The 16,576-nt window shown below is 70.2% G+C and carries 18 protein-coding genes; 7 read left to right on the top strand and 11 right to left on the bottom strand.

Annotated features, from left to right (window positions below; all coding sequences use genetic code 11):
- Positions 1 to 63: 63 nt before the first annotated feature.
- Positions 64 to 693, bottom strand: a complete 630-nt coding sequence (locus ABN611_RS20515; RefSeq protein ID WP_350281512.1) for a DedA family protein — start codon at positions 691 to 693, stop codon at positions 64 to 66.
- A 74-nt stretch (positions 694 to 767) separates the two neighbouring features.
- Complete coding sequence (locus tag ABN611_RS20510; protein WP_350281511.1) at positions 768 to 3,452, bottom strand: AAA family ATPase; 2,685 nt, start codon at positions 3,450 to 3,452, stop codon at positions 768 to 770.
- Positions 3,453 to 3,545: 93 nt separating this feature from the next.
- Between ABN611_RS20510 and ABN611_RS20505 the strand changes: the two genes are divergently transcribed.
- From ABN611_RS20505 to ABN611_RS20495, 3 genes are read left to right on the top strand one after another with little or no spacing between them, the layout of a single operon-like run.
- On the top strand, positions 3,546 to 4,610 hold the full coding sequence (locus tag ABN611_RS20505) for a class I SAM-dependent methyltransferase (protein ID WP_350281510.1): 1,065 nt from the start codon (positions 3,546 to 3,548) through the stop codon (positions 4,608 to 4,610).
- Positions 4,611 to 4,643: 33 nt separating this feature from the next.
- The gene (locus tag ABN611_RS20500) at positions 4,644 to 4,961 is read left to right on the top strand and encodes a metalloregulator ArsR/SmtB family transcription factor (protein ID WP_350281509.1); all 318 of its coding nucleotides are present in this window, start codon (positions 4,644 to 4,646) and stop codon (positions 4,959 to 4,961) included.
- Positions 4,951 to 5,385: an SRPBCC domain-containing protein gene (locus ABN611_RS20495; protein ID WP_350281508.1), complete on the top strand. Its 435-nt coding sequence runs from the start codon at positions 4,951 to 4,953 to the stop codon at positions 5,383 to 5,385. The genes ABN611_RS20500 and ABN611_RS20495 overlap by 11 nt, the downstream gene beginning before the upstream one ends.
- Here ABN611_RS20495 and ABN611_RS20490 read toward each other — a convergent pair.
- From ABN611_RS20490 to ABN611_RS20480, 3 genes are all read right to left on the bottom strand, one after another.
- Positions 5,366 to 6,469 carry a TIGR03364 family FAD-dependent oxidoreductase gene (locus tag ABN611_RS20490; protein WP_350281507.1) on the bottom strand — a complete coding sequence of 368 codons (1,104 nt, stop codon included), beginning with the start codon at positions 6,467 to 6,469 and terminating at the stop codon, positions 5,366 to 5,368. The two genes, ABN611_RS20495 and ABN611_RS20490, sit on opposite strands and share 20 nt — an antisense overlap.
- Positions 6,470 to 6,561: 92 nt before the next feature.
- Positions 6,562 to 7,263, bottom strand: coding sequence for a GntR family transcriptional regulator (locus ABN611_RS20485; RefSeq protein WP_350281506.1), 702 nt, complete (start codon positions 7,261 to 7,263; stop codon positions 6,562 to 6,564).
- A 116-nt stretch (positions 7,264 to 7,379) separates the two neighbouring features.
- Positions 7,380 to 7,556, bottom strand: coding sequence for a DUF5302 domain-containing protein (locus tag ABN611_RS20480; protein WP_167206996.1), 177 nt, complete (start codon positions 7,554 to 7,556; stop codon positions 7,380 to 7,382).
- 160 nt (positions 7,557 to 7,716) lie between these two features.
- On the opposite strand from ABN611_RS20480, the gene ABN611_RS20475 reads away from it, so the two are divergent.
- From ABN611_RS20475 to ABN611_RS20465, 3 genes are all read left to right on the top strand, one after another.
- Positions 7,717 to 8,367, top strand: a complete 651-nt coding sequence (locus ABN611_RS20475) for a LysE family translocator (protein ID WP_350281505.1) — start codon at positions 7,717 to 7,719, stop codon at positions 8,365 to 8,367.
- 32 nt (positions 8,368 to 8,399) lie between these two features.
- Positions 8,400 to 9,074: a hypothetical protein gene (locus ABN611_RS20470; RefSeq protein ID WP_350281504.1), complete on the top strand. Its 675-nt coding sequence runs from the start codon at positions 8,400 to 8,402 to the stop codon at positions 9,072 to 9,074.
- Between the two features lie 156 nt (positions 9,075 to 9,230).
- The gene (locus ABN611_RS20465; protein WP_350281503.1) at positions 9,231 to 10,007 is read left to right on the top strand and encodes an aminoglycoside phosphotransferase family protein; all 777 of its coding nucleotides are present in this window, start codon (positions 9,231 to 9,233) and stop codon (positions 10,005 to 10,007) included.
- On the opposite strand, the gene ABN611_RS20460 is transcribed toward ABN611_RS20465, so the two are convergent.
- From ABN611_RS20460 to ABN611_RS20440, 5 genes are all read right to left on the bottom strand, one after another.
- Positions 10,004 to 10,741: a class I SAM-dependent methyltransferase gene (locus ABN611_RS20460; RefSeq protein ID WP_350281502.1), complete on the bottom strand. Its 738-nt coding sequence runs from the start codon at positions 10,739 to 10,741 to the stop codon at positions 10,004 to 10,006. The genes ABN611_RS20465 and ABN611_RS20460 overlap by 4 nt on opposite strands.
- Positions 10,742 to 10,755: 14 nt before the next feature.
- On the bottom strand, positions 10,756 to 11,883 hold the full coding sequence (locus tag ABN611_RS20455; protein ID WP_350275033.1) for an IS110 family transposase: 1,128 nt from the start codon (positions 11,881 to 11,883) through the stop codon (positions 10,756 to 10,758).
- A 263-nt stretch (positions 11,884 to 12,146) separates the two neighbouring features.
- A complete protein-coding gene (locus ABN611_RS20450; RefSeq protein WP_350281501.1) occupies positions 12,147 to 12,932 on the bottom strand; it encodes an ABC-2 family transporter protein in 786 nt (261 codons plus the stop codon).
- Positions 12,929 to 13,696, bottom strand: a complete 768-nt coding sequence (locus ABN611_RS20445) for an ABC-2 family transporter protein (RefSeq protein ID WP_350281500.1) — start codon at positions 13,694 to 13,696, stop codon at positions 12,929 to 12,931. Before ABN611_RS20445 ends, ABN611_RS20450 begins: the two co-directional genes overlap by 4 nt.
- A complete protein-coding gene (locus tag ABN611_RS20440; protein ID WP_350281499.1) occupies positions 13,693 to 14,667 on the bottom strand; it encodes an ATP-binding cassette domain-containing protein in 975 nt (324 codons plus the stop codon). Before ABN611_RS20440 ends, ABN611_RS20445 begins: the two co-directional genes overlap by 4 nt.
- Positions 14,668 to 14,730: 63 nt before the next feature.
- On the opposite strand from ABN611_RS20440, the gene ABN611_RS20435 reads away from it, so the two are divergent.
- Positions 14,731 to 15,663, top strand: a complete 933-nt coding sequence (locus ABN611_RS20435) for a YafY family protein (protein WP_350281498.1) — start codon at positions 14,731 to 14,733, stop codon at positions 15,661 to 15,663.
- Here the strand turns inward: ABN611_RS20435 and ABN611_RS20430 are convergent.
- On the bottom strand, positions 15,657 to 16,487 hold the full coding sequence (locus ABN611_RS20430; RefSeq protein ID WP_350281497.1) for a helix-turn-helix transcriptional regulator: 831 nt from the start codon (positions 16,485 to 16,487) through the stop codon (positions 15,657 to 15,659). The genes ABN611_RS20435 and ABN611_RS20430 overlap by 7 nt on opposite strands.
- Between the last annotated feature and the right edge of the window lie 89 nt (positions 16,488 to 16,576).

Genomic DNA, 16,576 nt, shown 5'->3' with positions numbered 1-16,576 from the left:
GCACAGGCATCGCCAAAGGTTGGCCCGGGACACGCAGTCGGGCCGAAACCCGCGCGGGGATCGTTAAGCGCCCGTGACCTTCGCCGCGCGCCGCCTGGCCGCGATCCGCCGGGACGTCTCGAGCACGAGCCCGATCAGCGCGGCCAGGCTCAGGCTGAACACGAGGCCCTTCAACTGGTCGTGCGCGAACGCGTCACCGCCGATGTACCCGAGCAGGGCGACGTACGTGTAGGCGACGGTCACCCCGGCGGCCGTGAACACCAGGAACTTCTTGAACGAGTACCGCGTCGCGCCGGCGGTCAGCGTCGCGACCATCCGCGCGCCGGGGATGTAGCGGACCGTCATGAGGATCAGCCCGCCGCGGGAGTGCAGCGCGGCCGACACCTTCTCGTAGAGCCGCTGGCGGCGCTCCTGGCGCTTGAGCCAGCGATGCAGCGCCGGGCCGGAGCCGCGGCCCATGAAGTAGCAGACGGTCTCGCCGATCACCGAGCCCGCCATCGCGACCGCGATCACGAGCAGCAGGTTCTGGTGGCCGGCCGCCGCGGCCATGCCGGCGGTGATCACCATGCCCTCGCTGGGCACCACCGGGAACACCGCGTCGATCGCGGCGACGGCGAACAGGATGAGCAGCAGCCAGTGCGAGGCCATCGCGATGCCGAGCAGGTGCCGCGCGGCCTCCATCAACTCTGTCACCCCGAAAGGATGCCATTGCCTGTCAAGGCAGCCGCAATCCCATCGATGTCATTCAACCGCCCTTAACCCGCTGTTCAGACGTTTCGGAGCTGGGCGGTGAGTTCGCCGCGGGAGTGGATGCCCAGCTTCGCGTAGACCTTGCGGAGGTGGTACTCGACGGTCTTCGGGCTGAGGAACAGGCGCGCCGCGGCCTCGCGAATGCTGTGACCGTCTGCGAGCAGTACGGCGATCTGGCGCTCCTGGGGTGTCAGCTCGTCGGCAGTGCTGGGGACCCGGCGTCGCGCGGTCTCCCCCGTCGCCTTCAGCTCGGCGGCTGCCTGGTCCGCCCAGCCGAGTGCGCCCAGCGCGTCGAAGCCCTCCACGGCCAGCCGTAGCTGCGTCCGCGCGTCCACGCGTCGCCGTACCCGTCGCAGCCACGCGCCGTACGCCAGCCGGGTCCTGGCCAGTTCGAACGCGTCCAGCGTCTCCTGGTGCCAGCCGAGCGCCAGTACGAAGTCCGGCTCGCTGTCACGCACCACACCCCGTGCCCGCGCCGCCCGCGCCAGCGACCACGGCTGTCCCTTCGCCTCGGCCAGTACGGAGTGCTCGTGCATCACCCGTTGCGCATCCTCCGGCCGTCCGAGCCGCGAGTACACCTCGACCAGCTCCGGCGCCGGCGACAGGTCCGGGTCCTTGAGCCCGTAGTCAGTCAGGACGTCGACCAGCCGTTCGTACTGCGGTAGTGCTGCCGCCGGATCGCCCCGTCCCAGTTCCAGGTCACCGAGCGCGAACAGCGACCACACCGTGCCCAGGTGGATCTCATGCTCCGCGCTGATCCGCAGGCACTCCACCGCCAGCTCCTGGCACTCGGCTCTGCCTTGATGCGACAGCAGCCACGCCAGGCCTGCCAGGTTCATCGCCAGTTCAGCCGTTTGACCGGTCTCCCGCGACAGCCGGATCCCCTCGTCGTACGACGCCTCCGCGTCGGCCCAGCGATCCGTCGTCGCGTCGTCACGGGCCAGCACGAACAGCAGCCCGGGCAGGGTCCCCAGCGCGACCTGCTCACGGCGTTCCAGCATCGCCTGCTGCAGGAGGGTCCGGCCAGTGCCCGTCTCCCGGAGGAACAGCGCGGCCAGCACCATCCACACCTGGCGGCGACGGTCCCGGTCCAGCTCGTCGGACGGCGCCAGTGCGATCGCTGCCCGGATCTGATCGGTTCCGCCGCTGCCGGCGAGCACCTTCGCGACACCGCTCGCCAGCATGCCGATGATGCGCGGACCAGGCCGGTCGATGTCCGGCAGCAGGCTGTCGAGCTGGTGGGCCACCTCCAGCCCGGCCGAGGCGTCGCACAGCCGGAAGCACGCGCCGACGGCATCGGCGAGCAGTCCAGTCGCAATCGCGGGGTCCGTCGACTCCGCGGCCGCCGCGACCAGGATGTCCCGGGCCCGGCGCGGCGACCCGCACTTCGCCTCGATGTCCCCGCGCACCTCCTGCGCGCGGATCCGCACCGGCAACGGAGGCTGCAGGACGAGCGCATCGTCCAGCAGTGCCTCGGCCCGCTCCGCCAGACCGGCCGACCACGCCGCCTCGCCCGCTGCGACCAACCTGATCGCACGGTCGGGGAGGTGGTTGCTCAGCCGTCCGGCGCGTTCGTAGGCCGTTGCCGCGACAGCATGGGCGCCTCGTGCGGTTGCGTGTTCAGCCGCGCGCACCAGCCCGGCTGCGACGTCGTCGTCAGCGCCGAGAACGGCCTCGGACAGGTGCCAGGCCTGCCGGTCCGGGTCCGGCGTCGACCGCGCCACCGCGCGATGCGCCGTACGTCGTGCTGCGGGATCGGCGCCGGTGTAGATCGCGGAGCGAACCAGGGGGTGCCGCCACTGCACCTCGCCGTCGCGCAGGAAGACCAGGCCGGCCGCCTCGGCCTCCTCCAGTGCACTGACGTCTACACCGAGCTCTGCGCACACGCGGGACACCGCGGCAAGCTCAGGGTCGTCCAAGGCCGCTACAAGCAGCGCTGTGCGTGCGTCGGCGCTCAGCCGGTTTGCCCTGCTGGCGAAGGCTTCCGCGAGCATTGCGGGCACTGGGACCGGTACGCCTGGTGGCATCCGGTGCAGGCGGTCCGGATCGTCGGCCAGCTCCAGTAGCGCCAGCGGGTTACCGGCCACGGTCTGGTGCAGCTGCTCGACCAGCTCGGTCGGGAGGTGTCGCACGATCTGTCGTGCGGCGTCCAGCGGGAGCCCCTCCAGTTGCAGCCGTGGCAGGTCGGCCTCGAAGGGATGCGGTTCCTGGCTGCGTGCAGCGATCACCATGGCGATCGGGTCGGCCACCAGCCGCCGGGCCGCGAACAGCAGCGCCTCTGCGGACGGGCGGTCCAGCAGGTGCGCGTCGTCGACGAGGAGCGCGAGCGGCGAGTTCTCGGCGTACCGGCAGAGCAGGCTGAGCGTTGCGGCACCGACTGCGTAGCGGTCCGCCGGCCTCCCAGGACCAAGTGCTAGAGCTGAGGTCAGGGCTGATCGCTGCGGTCCCGGAATGCGATCCAGGCCGGCCAGGGCAGGGCGCAGCAATTGCAGCAGTGCCGCGAAGGGCAGCTCACGTTCGGCCTCGGTACCGCGGGCTCGGAGGACCTGCAGTCCTCCGGCCAGGGCGGCGGCCTCGTCGAGTAGAGCGGTTTTGCCGATACCGGGCTCCCCGGTGACGAGCAGGACGCCCGCGGCTCCGACGCGCGCCCCCGCGACCAGTTGCTCGATCACCCGGCGCTCCGTGTCCCGCCCGATGAGCATGTCTCGCAGTGTGCACCAGGAGCCCCACCTGATGCGATGGGCCGGCCGCGGAACCTAGGTTCGCCGTACCAACCACTGAGGGGGAGAAAGCGAATGACTGTTGCAATCGACGTCGACAAGCTGATGGGGCTGGTCTACAAGGCGGTCGACGAGGTGGGGGCGACGCTGAACGCGGCACTGGTCGTGATGGGCGACCGGCTCGGGTTCTACCAGGCACTCGCCGATCAGGGGCCGGCGACGCCGGCGGAGCTGGCCGAGCGGACCAGCACCGACGAGCACTACACGCGCGAGTGGCTGAACGCCCAGGCCGCGGGCGGCTACGTCGAGTACGACCCGGGCACCGGCCGGTACACGCTGCCGCCGGAGCAGACCGTGGCGCTGACCGATCCGAGCAGCCCGGCGTACCTGCCCGGGTTCTTCCAGATCGCGCTCGGCACGGTGCATCACACCACCGAGACGATCGAGGCCGCGCGGAGCGGCGCCGGCGTCGGGTGGCACGAGCACACGTCCGACGTGCACGTCGGCTGCGAGCGGTTCTTCCGGCCGTCGTACAACGCGAACCTGCTGCCCAGCTGGCTGCCGGCGCTCGACGGTGTCGTGGAGAAGCTGGAGCGCGGCGCGACCGTCGCCGACATCGGCTGCGGACACGGGGCCTCCACGATCCTGATGGCCGGGGCGTTCCCGCGGTCCACGTTCGTCGGCTCGGACTACCACGCCGGCTCGATCGACACCGCCCGGCAGCGCGCGGCCGAGGCAGGCGTGGCGGATCGCGCGTCCTTCGAGGTGGCGGCGGCCGACCGGTTCAGCGGGTCCGGGTACGACCTGGTGACGACGTTCGACGCGCTGCACGACATGGGCGATCCGGTCGGCGCGGCCCGGCACGTGCGGGAGGCGCTCGCGCCGGACGGCACCTGGATGCTGGTCGAGCCGATGGCCGGCGACCGCGTCGAGGACAACCTCAACCCGGTCGGGCGGGCGTACTACGGCTTCTCGACGCTGCTCTGCACGCCCGCGTCGCTGTCGCAGCCGGTGGGGCTCGCGCTCGGCACGCAGGCCGGGCCGGCGCGGATCCGGGATGTCACGAAGGCGGCTGGGTTCACGCGGTTCCGGACGGTCGCGGAGACGCCGTTCAACCTGGTCTTCGAGGTCCGCCCTTGACAGAACAGTTCACCAACTGGTGAAGTATCGCAGGTGCTGGTATCGACGTTCAGTGCGCTCGCGGACCCGACCCGGCTGGCCGTCGTGGACCGGCTGAGTCGGGGCGACGCCACGATGGGCGAGCTGGCCGAGCCGCACCGGATCACCGCCCCGGCGATGACCAAGCACGTCGGCGTGCTGGTCGAGGCCGGGCTGGTGAGCCGGCGGCGGGTCGGCCGGACGGTCGTGTGCTCACTGCGGCCGGAGGCGCTCACCGAGGTGGAGCAGTGGCTCGGCGACCTCACGGCGTACTGGAACAGCACCGTTGACCGGTTGGAAGAACTCCTGCGAGGGGACGGCGATGGACACTGAGATCCAGATCGAAAGGGTGCTCCCGGCAACGATCGACCGGGTGTACGACGCCTGGACGCGCGCCGAGGTCCTGGCGCAGTGGTACTGCCCCAACCCGCAACTGGAGCTGAAGGTCGACGCCGACGTGCGGGCCGGCGGCGCGTACGTCGTGGAGATGGGGCCGCACGTGGTGCGCGGCACGTACCTCGAGGTCGAACCGCCGTACCGGCTGGTGTTCAGCTGGCAGTGGGACGGCTCGGACGGCGAGCCCACTCGTGTGCAGGTCGAGCTGTCCGAGGTTGCCGGCGGGACGCGGATGCTGCTCAGCCACACCGGCTTCTCGAACGCCGAGGACGCGGCGAACCACCGGCAGGGCTGGGAGCCCGAACTGGATCGGCTGGCCGGACTGCTCGTGCCGGTAGCACTCACCGATCAGCAGGGCTGATCCCCTCGAACGACGCCTCGGCGATCGCCGGCGACATCGTCATGCCCCGCCCGCCCGGCCCGGTCACCAGGTGCACGCCGTCGGCGACCTCCCGCCGTACGACGACCTCGTCACTGGTCGCCTGCGAGTACACACCGGCCCAGCGCCGGGTGATCGCCGGCAGCGCGCGCCCGAGGATGCTCTCCACGGCGTCGCGCAGGTAGTCGTACGGATCGCTCTGGACGTCGAACCCGAACGGTTCGGCGTACTCGTGGGTGTCGCCAATGGTCAGGCCGCCGTGCGTCCGCTGCACCATCAGCAGCTGCATCTTGTGCTGCTGCGCGATCGGCGCCTGCGCGTCCAGGCCGGCGAGGGCCGGGCCGCCGTACGCCGGGTAGTAGCGGAAGCTGTCCGCGTCGGCGACGGCGGTGGCGAGCGTGTCGTCGAGCGGCGCGGTCTGCATCATCTGCAGGCGTACCCGGCGGACCGGGAGGTCTTCGGCCAGCTCGCGGATCAGGCCGCTGTGCCACGCGCCCGTGCAGAGGAAGACCAGGTCGCCCTCGTGGGCGGCGCCGTGGTCGTCGACGACCCGCCCGGTCTGCACGCTGCGCACCTCGCGCCCGCCGAGGAACTGGTAGCGGCCTGATTTCACCAGCTCGGCTCTTAGCGCCGGAAGTACCTCCCGCGGCTCCACGATCGCGTCGCGCGCGCACCACAAGGCGCCTAGCAGGTCGCCCTTCAAGGCCGGGTTGCGCTCACGGGTCTGTTCGGCGTCGAGCACCTGGAACCCACGCGCCGCCGCATCAGGTCGCGCCGCGGCTTCCTTGGCCACCGCGAGCTCCGCTTCGGACCGGCAGACCGTCAGGGAGCCGACGGTCCGCACACCGACCCCCGGCACCTCGACCCACAAGTCGCGGGCCCGCTGCGCCAGCTCGACCTCGGCGCCGTCCGCCCGCCCGCTGACCCACACCAACCCGAAGTTCCGCACGCTGGCCCCACGCGCCTCGGCCTCGCGTTCGACCTGGACGACCTCGTGCCCACGCCGTACGGCCTCCCAGGCGTGGAACGTCCCCAGCACCCCGCCACCCACCACGACAACCCGCATACCCGCTCCTCACCCGATTGGTCCGGACCACTGACTGTACCGGGACAGCACGAACCATCACGTGAACGCCGTACGAACAGCAGACCCGCGCCCTAGGGGCGGAGGGTGGCGCGGAAGCCGACTCGGTCGCCTCGGTAGAGGGAGCGGACCACCTCGATCGGGGTGCCGGTGGTATCGCGGGTGTTGCGGTGCAGGAGGAACATCGGGAGCGACTGGGTCGCCTTCAGGAGGTCGGCCTCGCGCGGGGTGGCGATGACTGTCTCGACGAGTTCCTCGCCTTCGCCGAACTGCACGCCGAACTGCTCGGTCAGGCAGCGGTACAGCGAGCCGGTCGGCTCCAGCACGTCGCGCAGCGTCGGGAAGCGGGCGACCGAGAGGTACGTCGTCTCGAGCCCGATCGGCTGGCCGTCCGCGAACAGCACGCGCTCGAGCCGGTACACCGGATCTCCCTCGGTCAGCTTCAACTGCTCCGCGAGATCCGCGTCCGCGGGCAGCTCGTCGAAGGCGACGACCTCACGCCCCGGCGTATGACCTTGCGCCCGCAGCGCCTCGGTGTAGCTCACCAGCGCCAGCGGCTGCACGAGCTTCGGCGTCGCGACGAACGTCCCCTGCCCCTGGCGCGCCCGCAGCCGGCCGTCCGCGATCAGCTCCCGGATCGCCTGCCGCATGGTCCAGCGCGAGACCCCGAACTCCTTCGCCAGCACCCGCTCCGGCGGCAGCGCGGCGCCCTCCCCCAGCCGCTCCACCACCTCGATCAGGCGGGTCTTGACGACGAAATGCAGCGGCTCGCTCACCCCCTCGACAATAGTGGAGCCGGGGTGGCACCCCGGCGCCCTGTCGCGGCCTGCAAAAGTCGAGCCCCGGGCGGCAACCCGGGGCTCATGCGGATGGATGGACAGTTTGGCGGAACTCAGCTGCCGGACTTGCGCCGGAACTGGCGCTTCTGCTTGTCGTTGTGCGCTTCGCCGACGCCCTGACCCCGGACCCCGCTGCCAGGGTGCGAGTGGTTGCCGGCGTTCTTCTTCTCCAGCGCTTCCCGGAACTTCTTCTGCAGATCGTCCGCCGGCTTGCTGGCCTTGTCGCTCATACCGTCTCCTTCAAACCATCAAGCAAACCGTCAGGCGTACGCACCCACGCTAACCGACGGTGACCGTGCCGGGCGAGCGGAATACCAGCCGGCGGAAAACCCCGCGGGCGTCCGGCGCCGCGCTGTTAGGTTCGTCGTACGCCGAGGGAGGGACGACGGAATGCTGGTCAGTGGTGAGGCACTGCTCGGGATCGCGCTGGTCGAACTGGGCCTGGTGATCGTGCCGGGACCGAACATGATCTACCTGATCTCGCGCTCGATCGCCCAGGGCCGCCGCGCCGGGCTGATCTCGCTGGCCGGTGTCGGGGTCGGCTTCCTGGTCTACTTGCTCGCGGCAAGCGCCGGTCTCGCGACCTTGTTCGCGCTGGTGCCCGAGATCTACGTGGTGCTCAAGCTGGCCGGGGCGGCGTACCTGCTCTGGCTCGCGTGGAACGCGCTGCGCCCCGGCGCGACGTCGGTGTTCGCCACCCCGGAACTCGATCCGGACCCTGCCCGGAAGCTGTTCGGGATGGGCCTGCTCACCTGCCTGCTGAACCCGAAGATCGCGATCCTCTACATCTCGCTGCTTCCCCAGTTCCTGGACCCGTCCCGCGGCCACCTCGGCGCCCAGAGCCTGATCCTCGGCCTGGCGCAACTCGTCGTCGGCGTCGTCGTGAACGCCATCTTCGTGATTACCGCCGGCTCGGTCGCGGTCTTCCTCGCCCGCCGCCCCACCTGGATGCGCATCCACCGCTACCTCACCGGCACCGCCCTAGCCGTCTTCGCCATCCGCCTGGCCACCGACCGCGCCCGCCCACTACCAACCCACTGAGCTGTCCGTCCCGGCCGCTAGCGTTGGCCGGGATGAACGACTTCGTCGCCACGTCCGCCGACCGGCTGGTCTCCGCCTGGGGCACCGGGCCGGCCGCCGCGCTCGTCCGCGATCGCGGCCTGCCCGCGATCACGCGCGAGTACCTGCTCGACACCTTCGACTGGCGAGCGGCGTCGGCGGCGACCCGCGCGCTGGCCGGGCACTTCGCGTCGGCACGGTTCGCCGACGAGGTCGAGTACGGCGTACTGCTCGTCCCGGACGCGGCACGGCTCGACACCCGCGGGCCGATGCCGGACGACGTACGACCGACACCGGATCCCGATGTCTTCGACGATCGGCTCCCGGCCGGGGTCGCGCTGCCCGGGGATGATCCGTGGCGGCTGGTCGCGACCGTGACCGGCTCCTACGGACCGTCGCTCGGCAGCTACCACGACGTCGTCGCCTCCGAAGCCTTCGTGGTGGACGGCCGGGACACCCGGGAGTGGATGACACGGCAGGTCTGGGGTGCTCGGGTGCTGCAGTGCGGGTCGACGCCTCCGGACTGTGAACACAACGAGCGGTGGACGTTCACGCTCTTCCCCGGCGAGGCGCTGGTCGACGGACTGGTCGAGTCGGGGACGGTCCTGAAGGGCAAAGTGCGGTTCCGGCTCGGTAAGGCCGATCGTGGGATCGGGTCGGCGCGCGTTGCTCCTGCAGTCCTCGTCTAAATCGTGTGCGGGTTCTGCTGAGGCTCCCGGATACTGCTCGGCGTGATGCATGAGGGACAGCTGGATGTGTCGGTTGAGGTTGTTGCGGAGCTCATCGGGCAGCAGTTTCCGGAGTGGGGTGGGCTTGCGGTTCGGGCGGTGCCGTCGCATGGGACGGTGAATGCGTTGTTCCGGATCGGTGACGACTTGGTGGGGCGGTTCCACATCCAGCCTGGTGACGCAGAGGGTGTGCGGCAGGAGCTCGTGGACGAGGCGGAGGCGGCGCGGCGCTTGCGCGCGATGTCGCCGTTCCCGACGCCGGAGCCGGTCGCGATCGGTGCGCCCGGGCCCGGGTATCCGCTGCCGTGGGCGGTGCAGACCTGGGTGGACGGGACGATCGCGTACGACGCGGACGTGGCCGGCTCGACCGGGTTCGCCGAGGACCTCGGCCGGTTCGTGCTCGCGCTCCGGGCGGCGCCGACCGAGGGCCGCGTGTTCAACAGCTCCTGGCGCGGCGGCGTGCTGACCTCGCAGGACGAGTGGGTCGCCGAATGCCTGGAGCGCAGCCGCGGCATGATCGACGTCGACGCCCTGACCCGGCTGTGGGCCGACCTGCGTACGACGCCACGCACCGAGCCGGACGTCTGGACACATCGCGACCTGATGCCGGGCAACCTGCTGGCGAAGGACCGCCGCCTCGCCGGGGTGATCGACGTCGGCACGTTCACGGTGTCCGACCCCGCGATGGATCTGCAGCCGGCCTGGAACCTGTTCGACCCGACCGCGCGAGACGCTTTCCGCGCCGTGGTCGGCAGCGACGACGCGGAGTGGCGGCGCGGGATGGGCTGGTCGTTCGCCCAGGCGATCGGCTGTCTCTGGTACTACGTCGAGACCAATCCGGTGATGTCCCGCACCGCCCACCACACGCTCACGGCACTGCTGAAAGTTTCCTAGCCGCGTTTCCGCGCCACGAAAACGAATTCCTTCCCCGGCCGGTCCGGGGCGTCGCGAACCTCGTCGACCGTGAACCCGGCCGCGACCAGCGACTCCTCGACCTCGCCGCGCTCCCGGAACCACAGCGTCGAGTCGGACGTGAGTACGGCGCCATCCGACGAGAACACATACGTACCGCGGAACGTCACGAACGGCAGCTCCACCGACACCAGGTCGGTCCAGCTCTCGACCGTCTCCACCGTCTCGCCGATCGCGACCGTGCGGACCTCACGGGTCTGCTCGCGCGTCCACTCCTCCCAGCCCCGCCGCGCCGGATCCCGCGTCTCGAACACGAACCGCCCGCCCGGAGCCAGCGCCGCGTACACCCCGCGCACCGTCGCCGACCAGTCCTCCTCGGTCAGGAAAACCTGTGCCACGTTGCCGGTCATCACCGCCAGGTCGACCTGCAACGGCGGCAAGGTCGTCGCATCCCCCTGCAGGAAACGCACCCGGTCCGCGAACTCCTTGCCCCGGGCAACCTCGAGCGAGGCCGCCGCCGGATCCACGCCGATCACGTCCACCCCGCGGCCGGCCAGCAGACTCGCCAGCTCCCCGGTCCCACACCCGACATCGAGCACCTGCCGGGCCCCGAACTCCTCGACCATCGCCACGTAGTGGTCCAGATCCCCCCGATCCGCGTCGAACGCGTCATACACCGCCGCCAACCGAGGTACTCCGAACTTCGCGTCAACCATGCGTTTCTCCTATGTCAAGCCGCGGCCGCGAGTGTGGTCGCGGTGTTGGTTGTGGGGTTGTTCTTGAGGGTGTTGAACACAACGCGGGCGAGTCGTCGTTTGAGGCAGCGCAGGGCTTCGGTTTTGGTGTCGCCGGCGGCGAGGCGTTTGTCGTAGTAGGCGCGGCCGAGACCGCCGCGACGGATCTGGGTGATTGCGATGCGATGCAAGGCGGCATTGAGTTGCCGGTTGCCGGATCTGTTGACGCGGACCCGGCCTTTGGTGCGGCCGGACCAGACCGGGATCGGCGCGACGCCGGCGTGCATGGCGTACTTCGCTTCGTGCGGGAACCGGGCAATCCCGGCGGTCTCGCCGACGATCTTGGCCGCGGTCAGCGCGCCGCAGCCCTCCAGTTCGAGCAGCGCCGGGGCCTGGACAGCCGCCAGAGCGGCGATCTCCTGTTCCAGCCCGTTGACCCGCACGGTCACCGCGTCGATGTCGGCGAGCAACTCGCGGGCCAGACGCGCATCGATTCCGTCCAGATGATCGGGCAGGCCGGCCAGGAACTCCATGAGCTCACCACGGGTCGCGGCCCGCTTCAGCGACTTCGGCGCCGGGTCGATACCAGGATCGATCCGGTGCAGGTGCCAGCGGAGCCGGTTGATCACCTGGGTGCGCTGGGCGACCAGGTCGTCGCGGTGATCGACCAGCAGCTTCACTTCCCGCGACGACTCGTCATGCGACGCTTCGGGCAACCCCGGTTCACGCAGTACCGCCCGTGCCACCGCGAGCGCGTCGATCGGGTCGGACTTACCCCGCGTGCGGGCAGTACGGCGTTGCTCGGCCATCATCTTCGGCGGCACCCGCACCACAACCTGCCCGGCATCCAGCAGGTCGATCTCCAACCGCGCGGACAGATGCCGGCAATCCTCGATACCCCACTTCACCTCGGCACCAGCACCAGCACCAGCACCAGCACCAGCACCAGTCTGGCCGGCCCCGAACTCACGCTGAACCCACCGAACCGCCTTGTCATGACCGGCCGCGTCAGCCTTCACCGTGACCTCGCCGAGCTTGCGCCCGGCATCATCGACCGCGACGAACGTGTGCGTCCGCTTGTGCACATCGGCACCAACAACAACCATGGTGGTTGCCTCCTTCACTCAGATGCGAGGGACGGTTGGACCGGCCGGCGGACACATCTCAGTCGGGGGCGGTGCCACGCTCCTATCAAGTCACGCCGGCCGGCTCCTTCACACCCGGCATCGGCAAAACGCATGCTCGCCAGACCCACAGGCCGGCACCGACGCTATGAGCCAGACACCAGGTGCTCAGGATCCAACCACCGCGCGAGCGGCAGCATCACCCTGACACTGATCGCGACGCTAACCCGCCCGAGCCGCCCCGGCGACCGGATTTCCGCCGCTCACGACGTCGCGCCGGTGTAGCGCCGCAGGCCTGCACGCCAAGCGAGGGCTGCCAGCGTGGCCGCGCCGCCGGCCGCGGCGACGCCTGCGAGGACCAGGCCCGGCCGGGTGCCCCGCAGCAAGGCGGTCGACGGGACGCTGGCGATCAGTGCCATCGGGAAGACGTAGGTCAGGAGGATCCGGAGCGGGCGGGAGAAGACGTCGGTCGGATAGCGGCCGAATTGCCAGGCCGAGTGGTAGAAGACGTCCAGCTGCAGCTTCGGCGCCCAGAACGCCAAGCACGCGAGCAGCACGCTCAACGCCCAGGTGACCACCAGTCCCGCGACGACGAGCACCAACCAGCCGAGCACGCCGCCGACACTCGGCACCTGGTCAGCTGCTGCGATGCCCCACCCCAGTACGCCGACGCCGAGCAGGACCTGGATCAGCTGCAGCGGCGACGACAAGGACAGGCTGGACAGGAACAGACTCGATGCCGGCTGCAACAAGTACCCGTCCAGTTTCCCGTTCCGAATACCGGTTTCCGGAAACCAGGAAAGGTTCGGATCGATGAACGTCGTCCGCAGTCCGGTGATCAGCTGGTAGGTGCCGATCAGCACGAGGAACTCCGCCTTCGACCAGCCCGCCAGCGTGTCGGCCCGGGTGAAGACGATCAGCACGGCCGCGATCGCCGTACCGAGACCGGTGAACGCGAGCAGGACATCGAAGGCGAGGTTGACCCGGAACGCCACACTCCGGCGCAGCGACATCGAGAAACCGGCGGCCAGCAGGCGAAGGAGCTTCATGATCCCACCGCCGTGTAGCGACGGACGCCTGCTCGCCAGAGGACCATGACGATGCCGGTCAGGAGCGCGACCCACACCAACTGGTAGCCGAGCGATCCACCGGAGCGGGTTCCGGCAGCGATCTCCGCAGGCAGGCCGTTCATCCCGTAGAACGGCAGCAATTCCGCCACCCGCCGCCAGGTGTCCGGCAGCAAACCGATCGGCGCCGCCGTACCACCGAAGAGGAAGATCAGCTGGCTGCCGAAACCCACCACCGCATGCACCCGATCGGTCCAGAAAGCGGTGAGCGCCAGCAGGAAAGTCCACAGGAAAACGAGCACGGCGGCGAGCACGAGGTACGGCGTGCCGCGGAGCACCGCCCACCAGTCGAACCCGACCTGCAACGCGATCCCGGTGAGCAGCACGATCGGCGCGCCGAGCAGCGTCAGCCAGCCGCGGATCGCCAGGTTCATCCCGATCACGCCGACCACCACCGGCTGCGGGCGGAGCAGCTCGTGGCTGAGCGTCCCGTTGTAGATGCGTTCGGAAAACGTGTGCTGCTCGAACGACTCGGTCATCAGCGTGACGAGCACGACCGCGACGTAGTACCGCGCGATCGCCGGATCGTCCGGATACACCGCGGACCACACGAACAGCCCGATCAGCGGCGCCACCACCGCCTGGACGACGAGCGTGAGCAGGAACCACCACGCGCCCGACCACTCCAGTACCTCTTGCCGGATCCGGAAACCGAGCAGGACACCAGTTCTCGAGAGGGTCCTCATCGCAGCCCCTCGCGGTACGCCTGGTCGATGACCTTCTCGAGCGGCGGTTCCTCCACCGCCAGGTCCACCACCTCAAGCGCCTGCAGCAGCCGCGCCGTCGTACCGGCGACCTCGTCCCGCGGCACTCGCAGTACCCACTGCCCGTCCGACTTCTCGACCACCTCGCCGAACTCTTCCGGCCCGGCGTCTCCTCGCGCCGAGATCCGGATCAACTTGTACGGCGACAACCGGGCGGACAGCTCCGCGAGCGGGCCGTCGTACTGGACCTCGCCCTTGTCGATCAGGATCAGCCGCGGGCACAACGACGCGACATCGGCCATGTAGTGGCTGGTCAGCAGAACCGTCGCGCCGGTCTGCGCGACGTACTCGGCGACGAACTCGCGCAGCTGGCTCGCGGCGCTGACGTCGAGCCCGATCGTCGGCTCGTCCAGGAACAACACCTCGGGCCCGTAGATCAGCGCCATCGCCAGCCCGACCCGCATCCGCTCGCCGAGGCTGAGCGCGCGGAGCTGACGCTCGACCAGCGGTTCGAGCTCGAGCAGCGCGGCCAGCTCGTCGAGCGTACGGCGGAACGTCGCGCGCGGGACGTCGTACAGCAGCCGCTGGTACTCCAGCGAGTCCATCACGGTGAGCTCCTGCGAGCCGCCGACCGGCTGGCTGCCGCGGACGAACGCGATCCGCTTCAGGTAAGCGGACCGACGCTGCCACGGGATCTCCCCGAGCACGCGGACATGACCGCTGGTCGGGTACAGGATGCCGGACAGGATCTTCATCGTCGTCGTCTTGCCGGCGCCGTTCGGCCCGATGAAGCCGGTCACCTCGCCCGGGACGATCGTGAACGACACCTGGTCGAGGGCCTGGACGTGCTTGTACTCACGGCGGACCAGCGAGCCGAACGCGGCCCGCAGCCCGCCTTTGCGGACCGGGGCCCGGTAGGACATGGAGAGGTTCTCGACCTCGACGGCACTCATGACGCCCGACGGTAGGAGGAAAAGACGCCAGTGCCTGGCTTGTTTTCCTGAGATAGTCGGAGCATGCGCGCCGAACGGCTGCTCCGACTGCTCCTGCACCTGCAGACCCGCGGGCAGTCCACGGTCGCGCAGCTCGCGGCCGCCCTCGAGGTCTCGCCGCGGACGATCCAGCGGGACCTGGACGCGCTGAGTCTCGCCGGCGTGCCGGTGTACTCGATCCGCGGCCGCGGCGGCGGCTGGACGATGCTGCCCGACTACCGCAGCCGGCTGACGGGTCTCACGCCGTCGGAGGTGATGTCGGTGTTCGTCGGCGCGACGGCGCACGTCCTCGCCGACCTCGGGCTGGACGCCTCCAGCGAACTCGCCGTCACGAAGCTGATCGCGTCCCTCCCGGAAGGCACCCGGCGCGAGGCGGAGTACGCGCGCCAGCGCCTCCTGATCGACCACGCGAGCTGGGACGACCGCCGCGAGACCCCACGCTGGCTCGACCTCTGCCGCCAGGCCGTCTGGGAGGAACGCACCCTGGCCATCAGGTACGGCGACGAGCCTGGGCCGACCCCCTTCCCCGTCGAGCCGCTGGGGCTGGTCGCCAAGACCCGCACCTGGTACCTCGTGGCCGCCCGCACCGACGGCCGGCTCCGCACCTACCGCCTGTCCCGCCTGACCTCGGCCGAGCTCACCGACCGTCCCTTCACCCGGCCCGCAGGCTTCGATCTCGCCACCTACTGGGCCCGCTCGCAACAGGACTTCCAGGCCAGCCGCCCGTCGTACCCGATCGTGCTCAAGGTCCGCGATCACGCCGTACGACGGTTCCGCCCGATCACCCCGATGCTCCCGGCGACGGACGGCTGGTGGATCGTCCACGCGGACCTGGAGAATCGCCACGAGGCCTGCGCGGCTGTCCTCGCCCAGGCCGGCGCGGCCGAAGTCGTGGCCCCGCCGGAGCTCGTCACGATGGTCCGCGACGCCGCGCGGCAGATCGCGTCAGCTCACTGACCGAGCAGGCGGAGCGCGTCCGCCGACGAGGCGTCGTTCGGCGTGTACAGCTCCAGGCGGTGGTCCGGGCTGTCCGGCTGCAGCCAGACGTGGTACGCGACGCTCACGGCTCCCACCGTCGGGTGCTGCAGGTGCATGTCGCCGGTGGTGCAGTCGGCGACGTCTCCGGTCGCCCAGAGCTCGGCGAACCTGTCGCTGCGCATGGTGAGCTCGCCGATCAGGTTCGCGAGCCGCGCGTCGGTGGGATAGCGGCCGGCGGTCAGCCGCAGGTACGCGACGTGGATCCGGGCGAGCTCGTCCCAGTTGCGGTGCAGGTCCCGGGTGAGCGGATCGAGGAAGAACATCCGCGGGATCGAGGGGCGCCGATCCGGATCACCGGGTACGTCGTACTCCACGTGCTCGGCGAACAACGCGTGGCCGAGGCGGTTCCAGGCGAGGACGTCACCGCGGCGGCCGAGCACGATCGCCGGGCTCGCGTCGGCGATCGAGTCGAGCAACGCGAGGACGCGGGGGTGCGGGTGCTCCTCGGGAGGTTCGGTGAGGCCTGACCGCCCGGTGTGGCGGGCCAGATTGTGCAGATGCAGCGTCTCGACCGCGTCGAGTTCCAGTACCCGCGCCAACGCGTCGAGGACCTGCGCGGAGGCCGTCTCGGCCTGGCCCTGTTCCAGCCGGGTGTAGTAGCCGGCGCTGACGCCGGCCAGCTGCGCGAGCTCCTCGCGGCGCAGACCGGGGACGCGGCGCGGGCTGCCGTAGGTGCGCAGCCCGATCGCGTCCGGCGTGACGCGGTCACGGCGGTTCTTCAAGAAGGCTCCGAGACTCTCCACGCGACCCAGCGTAGGCACGGACGGCGGCCGGCTGGGTACACCTGTCAGGTCTACCCAGAGCAGGTGTCTGGCTGGGCCGGCCGCCAGTC

Origin of the sequence: Kribbella sp. HUAS MG21, assembly GCF_040254265.1 — a bacterium.
Taxonomy (GTDB): Bacteria; Actinomycetota; Actinomycetes; order Propionibacteriales; family Kribbellaceae; genus Kribbella.
This window is presented reverse-complemented; position numbering and strand designations above follow the sequence as displayed.

What these genes read in the sequence shown, in the direction of transcription:
- ABN611_RS20510 (WP_350281511.1), bottom strand. Translation starts at nt 3,452, where the DNA reads ATGCTCATCGGGCGGGACACGGAGCGCCGGGTGATCGAGCAACTGGTC.
- ABN611_RS20505 (WP_350281510.1), top strand. Translation starts at nt 3,546, where the DNA reads ATGACTGTTGCAATCGACGTCGACAAGCTGATGGGGCTGGTCTACAAG.
- ABN611_RS20495 (WP_350281508.1), top strand. Translation starts at nt 4,951, where the DNA reads ATGGACACTGAGATCCAGATCGAAAGGGTGCTCCCGGCAACGATCGAC.
- ABN611_RS20490 (WP_350281507.1), bottom strand. Translation starts at nt 6,469, where the DNA reads ATGCGGGTTGTCGTGGTGGGTGGCGGGGTGCTGGGGACGTTCCACGCC.
- ABN611_RS20480 (WP_167206996.1), bottom strand. Translation starts at nt 7,556, where the DNA reads ATGAGCGACAAGGCCAGCAAGCCGGCGGACGATCTGCAGAAGAAGTTC.
- ABN611_RS20475 (WP_350281505.1), top strand. Translation starts at nt 7,717, where the DNA reads ATGCTGGTCAGTGGTGAGGCACTGCTCGGGATCGCGCTGGTCGAACTG.
- ABN611_RS20470 (WP_350281504.1), top strand. Translation starts at nt 8,400, where the DNA reads ATGAACGACTTCGTCGCCACGTCCGCCGACCGGCTGGTCTCCGCCTGG.
- ABN611_RS20460 (WP_350281502.1), bottom strand. Translation starts at nt 10,741, where the DNA reads ATGGTTGACGCGAAGTTCGGAGTACCTCGGTTGGCGGCGGTGTATGAC.
- ABN611_RS20450 (WP_350281501.1), bottom strand. Translation starts at nt 12,932, where the DNA reads ATGAAGCTCCTTCGCCTGCTGGCCGCCGGTTTCTCGATGTCGCTGCGC.
- ABN611_RS20445 (WP_350281500.1), bottom strand. Translation starts at nt 13,696, where the DNA reads ATGAGGACCCTCTCGAGAACTGGTGTCCTGCTCGGTTTCCGGATCCGG.
- ABN611_RS20440 (WP_350281499.1), bottom strand. Translation starts at nt 14,667, where the DNA reads ATGAGTGCCGTCGAGGTCGAGAACCTCTCCATGTCCTACCGGGCCCCG.
- ABN611_RS20435 (WP_350281498.1), top strand. Translation starts at nt 14,731, where the DNA reads ATGCGCGCCGAACGGCTGCTCCGACTGCTCCTGCACCTGCAGACCCGC.